Annotated in this window: 16 protein-coding genes and 1 pseudogene; 9 read left to right on the forward strand and 8 right to left on the reverse strand. The window is 73.0% G+C overall.

All coding sequences use genetic code 11. The annotated features are described in order from the left end of the window. Positions 1 to 151: 151 nt before the first annotated feature. Positions 152 to 646 (reverse strand): peptide deformylase, encoded by a 495-nt coding sequence (gene def, locus D5H75_RS34750; protein WP_242454686.1) that lies wholly within the window; start codon positions 644 to 646, stop codon positions 152 to 154. Positions 647 to 742: 96 nt separating this feature from the next. On the opposite strand from def, the gene D5H75_RS34755 reads away from it, so the two are divergent. Next, entirely contained in the window at positions 743 to 1,210 is a 468-nt protein-coding gene (locus D5H75_RS34755; protein ID WP_119930845.1) for a ribose-5-phosphate isomerase, read from the forward strand. Positions 1,211 to 1,291: 81 nt separating this feature from the next. Here D5H75_RS34755 and D5H75_RS42230 read toward each other — a convergent pair whose 3' ends face one another. Continuing rightward, entirely contained in the window at positions 1,292 to 1,459 is a 168-nt protein-coding gene (locus D5H75_RS42230; protein ID WP_202638793.1) for a hypothetical protein, read from the reverse strand. 253 nt (positions 1,460 to 1,712) lie between these two features. After that, positions 1,713 to 2,939, reverse strand: coding sequence for a GNAT family N-acetyltransferase (locus D5H75_RS34760; RefSeq protein WP_119930846.1), 1,227 nt, complete (start codon positions 2,937 to 2,939; stop codon positions 1,713 to 1,715). 118 nt (positions 2,940 to 3,057) lie between these two features. Here D5H75_RS34760 and D5H75_RS34765 point away from each other — a divergent pair, with 118 nt between their 5' ends. Further along, positions 3,058 to 4,179, forward strand: coding sequence for a PP2C family protein-serine/threonine phosphatase (locus D5H75_RS34765; protein ID WP_119930847.1), 1,122 nt, complete (start codon positions 3,058 to 3,060; stop codon positions 4,177 to 4,179). 284 nt (positions 4,180 to 4,463) lie between these two features. Beyond that, positions 4,464 to 5,771: a M50 family metallopeptidase gene (locus tag D5H75_RS34770; protein WP_119930848.1), complete on the forward strand. Its 1,308-nt coding sequence runs from the start codon at positions 4,464 to 4,466 to the stop codon at positions 5,769 to 5,771. A gap of 60 nt (positions 5,772 to 5,831) precedes the next feature. Here the strand turns inward: D5H75_RS34770 and D5H75_RS34775 are convergent, their stop codons facing one another. From D5H75_RS34775 to D5H75_RS34785, 3 genes are all read right to left on the reverse strand, one after another. Further along, positions 5,832 to 6,182, reverse strand: coding sequence for a DUF5130 family protein (locus D5H75_RS34775; protein ID WP_119930849.1), 351 nt, complete (start codon positions 6,180 to 6,182; stop codon positions 5,832 to 5,834). Positions 6,183 to 6,203: 21 nt separating this feature from the next. After that, entirely contained in the window at positions 6,204 to 6,524 is a 321-nt protein-coding gene (locus D5H75_RS34780; RefSeq protein WP_147425379.1) for a hypothetical protein, read from the reverse strand. A gap of 150 nt (positions 6,525 to 6,674) precedes the next feature. Then, positions 6,675 to 8,099: an amidase gene (locus D5H75_RS34785; RefSeq protein ID WP_202638794.1), complete on the reverse strand. Its 1,425-nt coding sequence runs from the start codon at positions 8,097 to 8,099 to the stop codon at positions 6,675 to 6,677. A 154-nt stretch (positions 8,100 to 8,253) separates the two neighbouring features. Here D5H75_RS34785 and D5H75_RS34790 point away from each other — a divergent pair, with 154 nt between their 5' ends. From D5H75_RS34790 to D5H75_RS34810, 6 genes and pseudogenes are all read left to right on the forward strand, one after another. Beyond that, positions 8,254 to 9,069 (forward strand): nuclease-related domain-containing protein, encoded by an 816-nt coding sequence (locus tag D5H75_RS34790; RefSeq protein WP_242454687.1) that lies wholly within the window; start codon positions 8,254 to 8,256, stop codon positions 9,067 to 9,069. A 340-nt stretch (positions 9,070 to 9,409) separates the two neighbouring features. Beyond that, positions 9,410 to 11,248, forward strand: coding sequence for a dihydroxy-acid dehydratase (ilvD, locus tag D5H75_RS34795; protein ID WP_119930853.1), 1,839 nt, complete (start codon positions 9,410 to 9,412; stop codon positions 11,246 to 11,248). Between the two features lie 370 nt (positions 11,249 to 11,618). After that, on the forward strand, positions 11,619 to 13,106 hold the full coding sequence (locus D5H75_RS34800) for a cellulose binding domain-containing protein (protein WP_202638795.1): 1,488 nt from the start codon (positions 11,619 to 11,621) through the stop codon (positions 13,104 to 13,106). Positions 13,107 to 13,191: 85 nt separating this feature from the next. Then, a pseudogene (locus D5H75_RS44765) lies at positions 13,192 to 13,650 on the forward strand (lytic polysaccharide monooxygenase auxiliary activity family 9 protein); the annotation flags it as partial. Further along, a complete protein-coding gene (locus D5H75_RS44770) occupies positions 13,642 to 13,866 on the forward strand; it encodes a carbohydrate-binding protein (RefSeq protein ID WP_479688602.1) in 225 nt (74 codons plus the stop codon). The pseudogene D5H75_RS44765 and the gene D5H75_RS44770, both read left to right, overlap by 9 nt. Before the next feature lie 144 nt (positions 13,867 to 14,010). Beyond that, positions 14,011 to 14,421, forward strand: a complete 411-nt coding sequence (locus D5H75_RS34810; protein WP_119930854.1) for a DUF6234 family protein — start codon at positions 14,011 to 14,013, stop codon at positions 14,419 to 14,421. A 5-nt stretch (positions 14,422 to 14,426) separates the two neighbouring features. Here D5H75_RS34810 and D5H75_RS34815 read toward each other — a convergent pair whose 3' ends face one another. Further along, the gene (locus tag D5H75_RS34815; RefSeq protein ID WP_119930855.1) at positions 14,427 to 14,633 is read right to left on the reverse strand and encodes an FmdB family zinc ribbon protein; all 207 of its coding nucleotides are present in this window, start codon (positions 14,631 to 14,633) and stop codon (positions 14,427 to 14,429) included. Between the two features lie 19 nt (positions 14,634 to 14,652). Further along, on the reverse strand, positions 14,653 to 15,606 hold the full coding sequence (locus tag D5H75_RS34820; RefSeq protein ID WP_119930856.1) for a GlxA family transcriptional regulator: 954 nt from the start codon (positions 15,604 to 15,606) through the stop codon (positions 14,653 to 14,655). Between the last annotated feature and the right edge of the window lie 49 nt (positions 15,607 to 15,655).

Raw genomic sequence — 15,655 nt, forward strand, 5'->3', positions numbered from 1 at the left:
GGCCGGACATGAACCGGGTTCGAAGGTACCGACGGCCCCGGGACGGATCAGGAAGGGCCGGACGCGAGGGGTGATGAAAGCAGCACCGAGGGCGACGTACTTCACTCCCGGAGTGAACCCCGTACGCCTCAGGCGTATCGGAGGACGCCGCCTACGGCGTGTTGAGGAGGATGCGGCGGCGCTCCTCCTTGGCGAGGTGGTCGATGAAGAGCTTGCCGTCCAGGTGGTCGGTCTCGTGCTGGAGGCAGCGGGCGAGGTATCCCCGGGCCTTCACCTCGACCGGCCGGCCGAGGCGGTCGAGGCCGCGCACGGTGACGCCGGCGGCGCGGGCCACCGGGGCGTACTGCGGGCGCTCCCCGGCCGCGTCCGGGATCGACAGGCAGCCCTCGTCCTCGACGACCTCCGCCCGGTCGTCCACGGTCAGCTCGGGGTTCACCACGTGCCCGGAACGCCCGTTGATGTCATAGACGAAAACCCGCAGGCCCACGCCGACCTGAGGCGCGGCCAGCCCGACGCCCCGCGCGGCGTACATCACCGGGAACATGTCGTCGATGAGCCTGCGCAGCTCCTTGTCGAAGTCGCGCACCGGCTCGGCGGGGGTGCGCAGCACCGGATCGCCGACCGTGCGGATCTCGTAAACGCCCACGTGGACACCCCGTTCCGGAAAGACCGCCCCATGCGTCTGTAAGGGCCGGTAAGGCTGTGTGCTCATTACGATACCGGTCGGTGTCACACTGGGCGCGTGCGTGTCTACATCGGTGCCGACCATGCCGGCTATGAGCTCAAGAACCACCTCGTCTCCTGGCTGAAGGAGCGGGGCCACGACGTCGAGGACTGCGGCCCGTTCGTCTACGACGCCGAGGACGACTACCCGCCGTTCGTCCTCCGCGCGGCCGAGGGCGCGGCCCGCGAGCCGGGCAGCGTGGCCGTCGTGATCGGCGGGTCCGGCAACGGCGAGGCCATCGCGGCCAACAAGGTGCGCGGCGTGCGCTGCGCCCTGGCCTGGAGCGAGGAGACGGCACGCCTCGGCCGCGAGCACAACGACGCGAACGCGATCAGCCTGGGCGCGCGGATGCACTCCCAGGAGGAGGCCGCCCGCTTCGTGGAGGTCTTCCTCTCCACGCCGTACTCCCGGGCCGACCGGCACACCCGGCGCATCGAGATGCTCACCGCCTACGAGACCACCGGCGAGCTCCCCCCGCTCCCGTAGACCCCCGCCCTTCCGCCGTACGGCGTGAGCCCGCCCTCCCCCGGCCCGGCTCACGCCGTACGGCGTTCGCGGGCGGCGCGGTCACTTGCCGCGGCGGGACGGCTTGCCCCCGGAGGAGCCCTGCTTGGCGGAGGTCTCGTCGCGGAGGGGGCGGCGTTCGGCGAACTCGTGGTGGGCCTGGGTGGGGCGCGACACGTCCCGCGCCCGCATCGCCGTGGTCACGGTGATCCGCATTCCCTGGAGCGCCATGCCCCTCAGCCTACGCGCCGAGGGGCAGAAGTGGTCAAAACCCAGCAAAGCCCCGGTCAAAGGAGCACTCTCCCGGCCGGCGGCCCGCCGGGCGGCCCGCCCGGAACCGGCGTGTCCACGCCCGGCGCCTCCGAAACCCGCGCCTCCGAAACCCGCGCGCCCGAAACCCCCGCACCCCGAAACCCCCGCACCCCGAAACCCCCGCGCCCGGCGGCGGCGCGTCCCGCGAACCCTCGCGTCCCCGGGCCGGCGCCTAGAAGCCGTGCGCGGCCCACGGCTTGGGGTCCCAGGCGAACGCGGCCGACATCGCCCGCAGCGTCCCCGGCCGCGGCTCGCGCGCGAGCCCGGCCGCGCCGAACGGGACGAGGCCCCGGCCCCCGAGGTAGGCCGCGCCGAGCGCCGCCACCGGCAGCTCCACGTCGGCCGGGGCGTCCGAGGGCTCGCACGCGGCCCGCCCCTCCTTCACGGTGAGCCGCCAGCGCCCCGCGTTCCACGGGCACACCTCGTCGGCCACCTCCATCACCACGTCCAGCGGGGCCGAGTAGGCCCGGGACGCCAGCGCCGGGGCGAGGTCCACCAGCCGGATCCACAGGTCGTCGCCGAACCGGGCGCGGAGGTCGCGCGGGTCGGCCAGCAGTGACCGGAGCGGCGAGTCCACCGGCACGGTCGCCTTCACCGTGGTCACCAGGTCGCGGTCCAGCGCGAAGCGCCACAGGAACGCCTCCGCCGCCGGGTCCAGCCCGTGCAGGTCGAGCACCGAGAGCACCCCGTCGGCCCGGTCGTCGTCGTCCCAGCCCGAGCGCACCCGGAACAGCGCGTAACCCCGCGTGCCGGACTCGTCCACGGCCAGCGCCGCGCGCAGCGGCCCGGCCCCGTGCCGCCGGTACTCGTGGTCGGCGACCAGGTACCGCAGGAGCTCCGGCGGCCAGGCGTACATGCCCGGCCGCGCCAGCCGTACGGCGTCGAAGACCGCGGCGATCTCGGCCTCGGCCGCCCCGGGCTCCACGAGCCGGATCCGCAGGGCCGGGTCGGAGGGCGCGTGCGGGGCGAACCGCGCCCCGCCCGGGAGGCTGACGCGCAGGCCGTCGGCGGCCATGCCGTACCCGTACCGGCCGTAGATGGCGCCCTCGGAGGCGTACAGGGCGGCCACGGACTCGCCGTTCGCGCGCAGGTCGGCGAGCTGGCGGCGCATGAGCGAGGACAGCACCCCCCGGCGGCGGTGGGAGGGCAGCACCCCGACGCCGGTGACGCCCGCCACCGCCAGGACGTCCCCGGGCACCGTCATCCGGAAACCGTGCGACATCGCGCACCCGGCCGCGACCTCCCCGTCGAAGGCGACCAGGGTCCGGTCGAACGGGACGACGGGCAGCAGGTGCCCGGCCGCCTCCGGGGGCTCGGAGCCGTTGAAGGCCTCGCGGACGGTGGCGTAGTAGGCCGGCCATTCGCCGGGCTCGATGGCACGAATCGGATAAGGCGTCATGAATGTCAACCTAGGGAGCGAACGAGCGGAACGGCGACTCATTTAGCCATGAAATGATCAAGGGCTTGGCCGAGTCAGGTGCCAGCATGGGGTCCGGGCCGCTACGCTCCTGGACATCATGAGTTCCCGTCCGGCGCCGCTGATCCCTCCCCGGCTCCGCGCGATTCTGGTGCGGGTGCCCTATTTGGTACGGATCTATCGGTACCTTCGCCAGGGCCCCCTCGCCCGGGACCGGGGATTCCTCGCCACCCTCACCGTCGGCTCGCTGCTGCTGGGCGTCCTGGCCGCGAACGTGTCCGTGGAGTGGTTCTCCCCCAGCATCCTCATCCTCGTCGTGCTCGCGGGCGGCCTCCAGCTCCGCCCGCGCAGCCTCGGCGTGCTGCTGGCGGTGGTCTGCGCCTCGGTGGTCTACGTCGCGGCGGAGAAGGGCATCGCCGCCGTGGGGCCCGGCCTGCTCGTGGCCCTCGTGGTGACGTCGGTGCTGGCGATCCTGCTGGCGCGCACCCGGGGCCAGCTCGGGGTGCAGGGGCTGCGCGGCGACGCGATGCTGCTGGACCTGCGGGACCGGCTGAAGGCGCAGAGCCAGCTCCCCAAGCTGCCCAAGGGCTGGGACTCCAAGGTGGTGCTCAAGCAGGCGGGCGGGTCGTCGTTCGGCGGCGACTTCGTGGTGGCCACGCGGGACGGCGACCGGGTGGAGCTGGCGCTGGTGGACGTGTCGGGCAAGGGCGTGGACGCGGGGACGCGCGCGCTGATGCTCTCGGGCACGTTCGGCGGCCTGCTGGGGTCGGTGGCGGGCGAGGACTTCCTGCCGGCCTGCAACGCCTACCTGCACCGGCAGCGCGAGCGCGAGGGGTTCGTGACGGCGGTCCACCTGCGGCTGGACCTGTCCACGGGTGAGTACGTCATCACCTCGGCGGGCCACCCGCCGGTGGTGAAGTTCGAGGCGGGGTCGGGCACGTGGCGGGTCGCGGCGACCAAGGGCGTCGTGCTGGGAGTCGTGCCGGACCTGCACTGCGAGCCGGACAGCGGGGTGCTGCGCAAGGGCGACGCCCTCCTGCTCTACACCGACGGCCTGATCGAGGAGCCCGGCCGCGACATCGACGCGGGCCTGGACCGTCTGCTGGGCGAGGCCGAGCGGCTGCTGCCGTCGGGCTTCAAGGAGGGCGCCAGGACCCTCGTCCAGACCATGTCGGCCGGCCACAACGACGACTGCGCCCTCGTCCTCATCTGGCGCCCCTGAACGACGTGAGCCGTACGGCGGGCCGTACGCGACCGCGAGGGCGGGCTCGCGGGGGGAACGCGGGCGGGGCCGGGACCGGGTCCGGACGAACCGCGCCGCTCGCCCGGACCCGGGGTTCGATCACTCCCACTCCATAGAGTGATCGAACAGTCGCGAACTGTCAACGGTGACACAGGGGCGGGTAAAGGGCGGCGCGCCGGGTTAACAACGTTTCGGATACGATCGTGAGGGTCCCGTTGGGGAGGGACGAGGCTCACCGTCTCCGATTCGGGGGTTTGCGCAGGATGGACTGGCTCGACCTGGGGCTGAACCTGGCCGGGGTCGTCATCTTCTTCGTGGGGATGATGCTCTCGATCGGCCTGCACGAGATCGGCCACATGGTGCCGGCCAAGCTGTTCGGCGTGCGCGTCCCGCAGTACATGGTGGGCTTCGGGCCGACGCTGTGGTCCAGGCGGCGCGGCGAGACCGAGTACGGCATCAAGTGGATCCCGCTCGGCGGCTACGTCCGCATGATCGGCATGCTGCCGCCGCGCAAGGGCGACGAGCCCGGCAAGCTGCGCAGCGGCTCCACCGGCCCGTTCCAGGGGCTCATCGAGAACGCCCGCCAGGTGTCGCTGGAGGAGATCCGCCCCGGCGACGAGGACCGCGTCTTCTACAAGCGCAAGTGGTGGCAGAAGGTCATCATCATGGCCGGTGGCCCCGCGATGAACTTCGTGCTCGCGATCGGTCTGTTCGCGGTCGTGCTGATGGGCTTCGGCATCAAGACCGAGCAGCCGGTGGTCAAGTCGGTCTCGCAGTGCGTGATCCCGGCCACCGAGATCCGCGACTGCCGCCCCGGCGACCCGGCCACCCCGGCCGCCAACGCCGGGCTCCGGGCGGGCGACCGCATCGTGGAGGTGGCCGGCAGGCCGGTGAAGTCGTGGGAGGAGGCGACCCGGCGGATCCGGGCCCACGGCGCGGGCGCCACCACGATCGGCGTCGAGCGCGGCGGGCAGCGGCTGACGCTGAACGCCACGCTGATCGCCCAGGACCGCCCGAAGCTCGACGACCCGGACAAGCTTGAGCGGGTCGGGTTCCTCGGGGTGAGCCCGACGTTCGAGTACGTCCCGCAGGGGCCCGCCGCCGTGGCCCAGCGCATCGGCGAGCTGACGGCCCACACCGCGCAGTCGCTCGTGCGCTTCCCGGAGAAGATGGTCGGCGTGTGGAACGCCGCCTTCGGCGGGGCCGAGCGCGACATCAACGGCCCGGTCGGCGTCGTGGGCGCGGGCCGCATCGGCGGCGAGATCCTCGCCTCGGAGGCCCCCGCCAAGGACAAGATGGTCCTGTTCCTGAACCTGCTCGCGGGCTTCAACCTGGCGATCGGCATGTTCAACCTGATCCCGCTGCTGCCGCTGGACGGCGGGCACATCGCGGGCGCGCTGTGGGAGGGCCTGCGGCGGTTCATCGCCCGCGTGTTCCGGCGGCCCGACCCCGGGCACGTGGACGTGGCGCGGCTGCTGCCGCTGACGTACGCCGTGGCCGCGGTCTTCGTGGTCATGGCCGGGCTGCTGCTCTACGCCGACCTGGTCAACCCGATCCGCCTGACCGGCTGAGCCACCTGACGGCTGAGCCGCCACCCGGGACTCCGGCCAGCCCTCGGGCGCGGCGGGCCGTCACAGGCGGGCGTGGTCGGCCAGCGCGGACAGGCCGCGCATGAGGCCCGTGACCAGCCCGCCGCCGCTGAAGGTGGTGGCCATCGACATGGCCACCAGGCGGCAGTCGCCGTCGGAGAGCCGGGCGCGGGCGCGCGGCCCGGTCACGATCTCCAGGGCGCGCGCGTCCGGGTCCACGAAGATCAGCACGGCGCGGTCGTCGCCCAGCGCCGCGTGCAGCCGTTCGGCGAACTGGCGCGCCCGCCCCCGAGCCGGGCCCAGGTAGACGGCGAACCGCAGCCCGCTGAGCCGGTCGGCGTCACGCACGGCCGTGCGGATGTCGTGGGCCTGGGACGCGGTGATGGCACGCATCGGATCACCTCCGGTCGGCGGTCACCAGCCGGCCGAGGCGCCGCCGACGCCGCGCCCGGGCTCGGAGGTCTCGGCCAGCGCGGTCCAGTCGACGTCGGCTCGGGGGGCGCGCGACGGCCGCAGTTCGTTGAGGACGAGGTCGCTCGTGGCGGTGCCGTGCTCGCCCGAGCCAGGCCCGCCCCACCAGACCGGCCCCGCGCGGCGCGCCGCGTCCGGGCGGTCGGGGCGCTCGCGGTCGGCCCCGCGCGTCGACGGCGCCAGCACGAGCAGCGCGATCACGGCGAACACGGCGCCCGAGATCCCGATCAGGCTCCCGAGGATGACCCAGTCATTGCCGTCCACCCGCACAACGTAACGCCCGGTCCCCCGCGTGACTCCTCCCCCTTCGGTGACGTTTGCGCGCCCCTTCCCGTACGGCCCCAGCGGCCCCCGCGCGCCGGGCGCGAGCCGTACGGCGGGCGGGGGCGGCCCCGGGCGCGGGGGCCGGCGGGGTCAGGAGGCGAACAGGGCGGGCTGCCGGTTCGACCAGAAGCCGCCGACGTGCGCCTCGACCTGCGCGGACAGAGAGATCAGGGTGGCCTCGTCGCCCCAGCGGCCGGCGAGCATGACGCCGATCGGCAGGCCCTCGTCCGTCCAGTGGAGGGGGAGGTTGACGGCCGGCTGGCCGGTCACGTTGCAGACCGCCGCGAAGGGGGCGTACCGCTTCATGCGCTCGAACGTCTCCGCCGGGTCGCCGCCCTCCTCGAACCAGCCCACCGGCATCGGCGGCCCGGTGACGGTCGGGGTCAGCACGGCGTCGTACTCGTTCAGCACGAGCAGGCCGAGCCGGGTGGCGAGCTGGAGGTTGGCCGCCGCGCGCATGAACTCGGGCGCGGAGACGGCCTCGCCGCGCTCGCGCAGCCAGGCGGTGAGCGGGCGCAGCAGGCCGCGCTTGGCGTCGTCCACGGGGTGCATGCAGGCGAAGCAGAACCACATCGTCTCGAAGTCCGGCACGATCTCCGGCGAGAACGGCGGCTCGATGTCCACGATCTCGTGCCCCAGCGAGGCCAGCAGCGCCGAGGCGTGCTCGTAGGCCGCCAGCACGTCCGGATGCACCACCGCGTCCGGCACGGCGGGCCTGGCCGAGCGGGCGATGCGCAGGCGGCCCGGCTCCCGGTCGGCGCAGGACAGGAACGAGGACTCGGGGTCGGGCACGTGGAACAGGTCGCCCGGGTTGTGGTGGGTCATCACGTCCAGCAGCGCCGCCGCGTCGCGCACGGTGCGCGCGATGGGGCCGTTCGTGGACATGCCCACGAGGTCCGGGATGATCGGCGCCCAGGAGATCCGCCCGCGCGAGGGCTTGATGCCGTACAGGCCGCAGAGCGAGGACGGGATGCGGATGGAGCCGGCGCCGTCGCTGCCCTGGGCGGCCGGGGCCAGGCCCGCGGCCACCGCGGCGGCGGCGCCCCCGCTGGAGCCCCCGGCCGAGCGCGTCAGGTCCCACGGGGTGCGGCTGGGCGGGCCGACGGCGGTCTCGGTGTAGCAGGGCAGCCCGAACTCCGGGGTGGCCGTCTTGCCCAGCATGATCGTGCCGGCGTCGCGGAGCCGTTCGACGACCGTGTCGTCCACGGGCGCGACGAAGTCCCGGTAGGTCGCGGACCCGAAGAGGATGGGCAGATCCTTGACCAGGTTGAGGTCCTTGATCGGGATGGGGACGCCCAGCAGCGGGGGCGGGTCGTCGCTCTCCATCGCCTCGCGCTCGGCGCTCTTCGCCCGCTCCAGCGCGAGTTCGGGGACCGTTGTCGTGAAAGCGCCGACATCCTCGTTGAATCGTTCGATACGATCCAGGTAATGGAGCGTGATCTCCACCGGTGAGAGTTCGCGGCGGCGCACCGCCGACGCCAGCTCCAGGGCCGTCATCTGGTGTATGGGGCTCACGCAACCGCACAGTAGGACGACCCGCCCCGAGTTATCTAGGGGTAAAGGGCGTCATACCCGGTTTTGCTCCTTACGAACCGGAAGAACGCCGCCACAAAAGTATGAACTTCGCAACACTAGGCAGCCTCTCGGGTATTCAGCTACCGTGCGTTACGTGGAACCTGCGAACGCGCCACGAGATGGTCACTCTGCGTCGCCCATCTGGGTCAACGACCGGCCTGAGGACGAACGGGATCCAAAGCGCCAGGTCACCACGACGTACGCGCCCATTGAGCGGGCGTCGCTCCTCGGCCTGATACGCCAGCCGCAGTACCGCCACTGGCGAATCAGGCTGGCGATCGCGGCGGGTGTGGGGCTCGTCGTCACCGTGCTCACGGACTGGCGGCTCGGACTCACGGCGGCGGTGCTCACCGTCATCGCCGACACGGTCCAGCGCGCCAGGTCCACCTCCTCCATCGAGGCCTGGCGGCGGGCGTCGGCCGCGGAACGCCGCACCGAGGCGCAGCTCCGCAAACTGGAGCGCGTCGGCTACCGCGCCCTGCACGCCCGCGCGATCCCCGGCAGCGACGCCCAGATCGACCACCTGGTCATCGGGCCCACCGGGGTCTACGCCGTGGACTCGGAGAAGTGGGACCGCCGGCTCCCGGTGCGCGCGATGTCCCACCGCAAGCTCTTCCACGGGCCGCACAGCCAGAAGCCGCGCCTGGACGAGGCCCGCTGGGAGGCCGACCGCGCCGCCGAGCTGATCGGTCAGGCGATCGGCCGCGAGGTCCAGGTCGTGCCCTCCCTGGCGATCTACGGCCCCACGATCCCCTGGAAGATCCTCAACATCCGCGACGTGGACGTCTTCGAGGGCGGCCGCGTCCGGAAGTGGATCACCAAGCGGGAGAAGACACTCACCGCGACCGAGATCGAGCGCATCGCCCGCGCCGCGGAGAACGTCCTGCCCCCGAGATACCCGACCTCCTGACCCCCGATCCCCCGATCCCCCGACCCCCCGTCATCCCGTACGGCGCCGCCCGGCCAGGCAGGCGCCGTACCCGTTTCCGGGCACGGCGCGCGACCGGCCACGGCGGCACGCCCCCGGACGCGTGAACATCGGCGGGGACTCGGTGACGGGGCGGGGCCGCGACGGGGCGGGGCGGTGACGGGGCGGGGCCGCGACGGGCGCCGGGACACGGCCGGGGCGTGGGCGCGTCCGGGGACCGGGAGGGCGCGTCCCATCTGATGGACGGCATGTCTCAGGGAACGGGCGGCGGGGACTACCATCGAGAGACCACTTCCAGGTGTCTTCGACAGGGAGCCGCTCTATGCCCGCCCTCAGGTCTCGTACGGTCACTCACGGCAGGAACATGGCCGGTGCCCGGGCCCTCCTCCGGGCGACCGGCGTAGCGGGCTCCGACTTCGGCAAGCCGATCGTGGCGATCGCCAACAGCTTCACCCAGTTCGTGCCCGGCCACGTGCACCTGCGCGAGGTCGCCGAGGTCGTCGCCGACTCGGTGCGCGAGGCGGGCGCGATCCCGCGCGAGTTCAACACGATCGCCGTGGACGACGGCATCGCGATGGGCCACGGCGGCATGCTCTACTCCCTGCCGTCGCGCGAGCTGATCGCCGACGCCGTGGAGTACATGGTCCAGGCCCACTGCGCCGATGCCCTGGTCTGCGTCTCCAACTGCGACAAGATCACCCCGGGCATGCTGCTCGCGGCGCTGCGCCTGAACATCCCCACGGTCTTCGTCTCCGGCGGGCCGATGGAGGCCGGCAAGACCCCGGGCCGCAAGCTCGACCTGATCGACCCGATGATCGCCTCCGCCGACGACAGCGTGTCCGACGAGGACCTGCTGGCCATGGAGGAGAGCGCCTGCCCGACATGCGGCTCGTGCTCGGGCATGTTCACCGCCAACTCGATGAACTGCCTGGTCGAGGCGATCGGCCTGGGCCTGCCGGGCAACGGCACCACGCTGGCCACCCACGCGTTCCGCAAGCGGCTCTTCGAGCAGGCGGGCCGCGTGATCGTGGACCTGGCCAAGCGCTACTACGACGGCGACGACGAGTCGGTGCTGCCGCTCAGCATCGCCACGCGGGCGGCCTTCGAGAACGCCATGGCGCTCGACGTGGCCATGGGCGGCTCGACCAACACGATCCTGCACCTGCTGGCCGCCGCCCGCGAGGCCCGCGTGGACTTCGGCCTCAAGGACATCAACGAGCTGTCCCAGCGCGTGCCCTGCGTCTGCAAGGTCGCCCCGGCCACCGCGAAGTACCACGTCGAGGACGTCCACCGCGCCGGGGGCATCCCCGCGATCCTCGGCGAGCTCGACCGCGCGGGCCTGCTCAACCGCGACGTGCGCACGATCCACTCGGCCACGCTCGGCGAGTTCCTCGACAAGTGGGACCCGAAGTCGCCGAATGTGCTCCCCGAGGCGATCGAGCTCTGGCACGCCGCCCCCGGCAACAAGCGCACGATCAAGGCCTACTCGCAGGAGGCCCGCTGGGAGAGCCTCGACCTCGACCGCGAGCAGGGCTGCGTCCGCTCCGTCGAGCACGCCTACACCAAGGACGGCGGCCTCGCCGTCCTCTACGGCAACCTCGCCCCCGAGGGCGCGATCGTCAAGACCGCCGGGGTCGAGGAGGAGCTGTGGCGCTTCTCCGGCCCGGCCCGCGTCTTCGAGTCCCAGGAGGACACGGTGGACGCGATCCTGGCGAACCACGTCAAGCCGGGCGACGTGGTGATCGTGCGCTACGAGGGCCCCAAGGGCGGCCCGGGCATGCAGGAGATGCTCTACCCGACGAGCTTCCTCAAGGGCAAGGGCCTGGGCAAGGCGTGCGCGCTGATCACCGACGGCCGCTTCTCCGGCGGGACCTCGGGCCTGTCCATCGGGCACGCCTCCCCCGAGGCGGCCGAGGGCGGCGTCATCGCCCTCGTCGAGGACGGCGACGCGATCGAGATCGACATCCCGAACCGCACCCTCCGCCTCGACGTCCCCGACGACGAGCTCGACGCCCGCAGGGAGCGCCTCCTCAAGGAGCTGAACGGCTACCGCCCCCGCGACCGCCGTCGCCCGGTCAGCGCCGCCCTCCAGGCCTACGCCGCGCTGACCACGTCGGCCTCCACCGGAGCCTCCCGGGACCTGTCCCAGCTCTCCAGGTGAACCGGGGAGCCCCCGGGCTCCCGCCATCTCCATCCCGTACGGCTCGCGCCCGCCCCGGCGCGAGCCGTACGGCGTTCCAGGGAACGGCACGGCAACGCAAGGGTCTTGCGGGGGGTTTCGGGCGGGGTTACGATCCCAATAACTCTTAGGAAACTTTCTTAATAGAAACGTCGGCGCGAGGCACAATGGCGTGCACGAGCCCGCGAGCCGGAATCCGGGGCGAATGTGCAACCCGTCCCGGATTCCGCCGCCACGCGATCCGGTCGTTGCGTGGGTCCCCCAGTCCACCTCCTTTCCGGGAGCGATGATGCGGCGCGGCCTACCCCTGTTCGCCCTCACCGGCCTTGCGGTCCTTCTCCTCTCCCTGCTCGTGCCCACAGGCGCCCACGCGGCGGCCTCGGCGACCGCCGTGTTCGCCAAGACCGCCGAGTGGGGCTCGGGCTTCGAGGGCAGGTACACGATCACCAACGGCACCGGGACGGCCATCAACGGCTGGTCCGTGGCCGTCGACATGCCCGCCGGCGGAACCGTCAGCTCCGCCTGGGACGCCACCGTCTCCCGCAGCGGGCAGCGCTTCACCTTCACCAACGTCGGCTGGAACGGCACCGTGGCCCCGGGGGCGAGCGTGAGCTTCGGCTTCATCGGCTCGCCCGGCTCCGCCGTGCCGTCGAACTGCACGCTCAACGGGCAGTCCTGCACCGGCACCGGCAACCCGGGGGCCCCGGGGCAGCCGGGGCCGGTGACCGCGACCGCCACGGACACCAGCGTCACCCTGAGCTGGGGGGCCTCCAGCGGGACCGTGACCGGGTACCGGGTCTACGAGGGCACCGCGCAGAGGGCGCAGGTCGCCGGCACCACCGCGACGATCGGCGGCCTGGCCGCCTGCGAGACCCACACCTACACCGTCAGGGCCTACAACTCCTCCGGCGAGTCGGCGGGCCGGGACGTGACCGCCACCACCACCGGCTGCACGAACCCGCAGCCCGGCAAGATGCCCGGCGCGCCGTACCTCTACATGGGCTGGGGCAACCCGCCCAACCCCGGGACCGTCATGGACGCCACCGGGATCAAGTCGTTCACCATGGCGTTCATCCTGGCCAGCGGCGGCTGCAACCCCGCCTGGGACGGGCAGCGCCCGCTGACCGGCGGCCCGGACGCGCAGGCGATCTCCACGATCAAGGCCAAGGGCGGGAACGTGCAGATCTCCTTCGGCGGCTGGAGCGGCAACAAGCTCGGCCCCAACTGCTCGACCCCGCAGGCCTTCGCCGACGCCGTGCAGCGGGTGATCGACGCGGTCGGGCCCGCGGTTGTGGACTTCGACATCGAGAACACCGACGAGTTCGAGAACTACACCGTCCAGGACCGGATCCTCAACGCGCTGAAGATCGTCAAGCAGCGCAACCCGGCCGTCAAGATCGTGGTGACCTTCGGCACCACCACCCGCGGGCCCAACGCCCACGGCGTACGGCTGATCAACAGGTCGCGTGAGCTGGCCGTGCCCGTGGACAACTACACGATCATGCCGTTCGACTTCGGCGGCACGGACATGTACCAGGACACGGTGAACGCCTCCGAGGGCCTGAAGAACGCCCTCAAGAGCGCCTTCGGGTGGACCGACGCCCAGGCGTACGCCCGCATGGGCATCTCCGGCATGAACGGGCTGTCCGACCAGCAGGAGCTGACCTCGCCCGCGACCTGGACCCGGATCCGGGACTGGGCCAAGGCCAGAGGGCTCACCCGGCTCGCCTACTGGGCCGTCAACCGCGACCGCCCCTGCCCCGGCGGCGGCGTCACCTCGCACTGCAGCGGCATCGCCCAGGCCGACTGGGAGTTCACCAAGATCACCGCAGGTTTCTGACGCACCGGTTCCCGACGCGAAAGGAGCTACCCCCTTGCGAAGATTCGTCCTCTACGTATCCCTGACCGTGCTCGCCGTCGGCGCCATGATCTTCTCCACCACGCCGGCGTACGCCCACGGCTACGTCTCCTCCCCGCCCAGCCGCCAGGCCAACTGCGCCCAGGGCAAGGTCCCCGACTGCGGCCCGATCATCTGGGAGCCGCAGAGCGTCGAAGGCCCCAAGGGCCAGCGCAACTGCCACGCCGGCGACGCCCGCTGGGCCCCGCTGAGCGACGAGAGCAAGCCCTGGCCCGCCACCCGGGTCGGGAACTCGGTCACCTTCACCTGGCGCCTCACCGCCGTGCACGCCACCACCACCTGGGAGTACTACATCGGCAACACCCGGGTCGCCGTCTTCAACGAGGGCGGCAGGCGTCCCCCGAGCACGGTGACGCACCAGGTGAACCTCTCGGGCTACAGCGGCCGCCAGAAGGTCCTGGCCATCTGGAACATCGCCGACACCCCGATGGCCTTCTACTCCTGCGTCGACCTGCAGATCGGCGCGGGCGACCCCGACCCCACGCCCACCCCGACCCCGACGCCCACCCCGACGCCGACCGACACCACTCCCCCGTCGGGCACCTGGGCCGCCGGCACGTCGTACGCCGTGGGCGCGCAGGTCACCTACGGCGGCGCCGCCTACCGCTGCCTCCAGGCCCACCGTTCCCAGGCGGGCTGGGAGCCGCCCAACGCCCCCGCCCTGTGGCAGAAGACCGGCTGACCGGTTCACACCGGCCCCGATGCCGCCGTACGGCCCGCGCCCGCCTCGCGCGGGCCGTACGGCCGTCCGGGCTTCATCCGGGTGACGCCGAAGCGATGGGCGCGCGTGGCCGTTCCGCGACGCGCGGGAGGAAGAGTCGGGAACGTGAGGCGTGACGGGCGGCGCGGCGGGATCTGGGTGGACCTCGGCCTGGTGGGGCTCACCCTGGTGTGGTTCGTGGGGACGCCCAGGCTCTTCTTCCACGCGGTCGCGGAAGGGCTGCGCGGGGCCCGGCTGCACGGGTTCGACGAGGCGTCGGCCCACGGGTATCTGGTGGCGGCCGCGGTCGTGCTCGTCGCCGCGCCAGCCTCCGCCGCGCTCGTGGCCGGGCTGGGCCGGCGGAAGTTCGCCGCCTGGGCGTACGGCCTGAGCGCGGCGGTCTGCCTGGCGCTGGTGATGGCGGTGCTCGCGCTCGGGCAGCGGGGGCGGGCGGACGACGCCGCACCGCGCTTCACGCCGCCGCCCGGCCACTGCGTGGAGCACAGCGGCGGCGACAACCGCTGCCCCGGCGGGTGACGGCGTCAGCCGCAGCAGCCTCCGCCGCAGCAACCGCCGCCTCCGGAGGGGGCGGGGGCGCCGGCCTTGCCGGTCATGGCGACCGTGGTCAGCAGCTTGACGGTGTCGTCGTGGCCCTCGGGGCAGGTCGCGGGCTCGCCGGACTCGCTCATCGGACGGGTCAGCTCGAAGGTGGAGCCGCAGGCGCGGCACCTGTAGTCGTAGCGGGGCATGGGGAAAGGGTAACGCGGGTCAGCTCGCGCGGGCGAAGGCGCGGCGGTAGGCGTGCGGCGGGACGCCCACCTCGCGCGTGAAGTGCTCGCGGAGGGCGGCGGCCGTCGCGAACCCGCACTCGCGGGCGACGGTCTCCACCGGGGCCGCGGTGGTCTCCAGGAGGGCCTGCGCCCGCCGTACCCGCTCCAGGGTGAGCCACCGCTGCGGCGTCATGGCCAGGGCGGCCCGGAAGCGGCGCAGCAGGGTGCGGCTGCTCGTGCCGGCCCGGCGGGCGAGGTCCTCGACCGACAGCGGCCCGGACAGGCGCTCCCTGGCCCAGTCCAGCAGCGGGGCGAGGCCGTCGCCGGGGGCGGCGGCGACGGGCAGGTCGACGTACTGCGCCTGGCCGCCCTCGCGGTGCGGGGGCACGACCACGCGGCGGGCGATCGCGGCGGCGACGGCCGCGCCGTGGTCCCGGCGGACGATGTGGAGGCACAGGTCGAGGGCGGCGGCGCTGCCGGCGGAGGTCAGGACGTCCCCCTCGTCCACGTAGAGCACGCTCGGGTCCACCCGGACGCGGGGATGGCGCCGGGCCAGCTCGGCGGCGTTCAGCCAGTGGGCGGTGGCGCGCCGCCCGTCCAGCAGCCCCGCCTCGGCCAGCACGAACGCCCCCGTGCAGATCGAGGCCACGCGTGCCCCGCGCTCGTGCGCGCGCCGCACGGCCTCGACGGCGCTCGCCGGGATCGGGGCGGCGGCGCTCTCGCAGGCGGCCACGATCACGGTGTCGGCCGCGACCAGGTCGTCCAGCCCGTACGGCGTGGCCACGCTGAAGCCGAACCCCGCCTCCACGCGAGGGTCCGGGGAGCAGGGGCGGAAGTCGTACCACTCGACGCCCAGGTGGGCCGAGCGGTCGCGGCCGAAGACCTCGAAGGGCACGGCCAGCTCGAACGGCGGCGTGCCGGGCAGGACGAGGAGCGCCACGGTGTGGGCCATGTCGGAAATCTAGCGGTAGTTGGCGAATCCGTCACTGTCGCCGGGTGCG

The organism is Bailinhaonella thermotolerans, from assembly GCF_003594875.1.
GTDB lineage: Bacteria > Actinomycetota > Actinomycetes > Streptosporangiales > Streptosporangiaceae > Bailinhaonella > Bailinhaonella thermotolerans.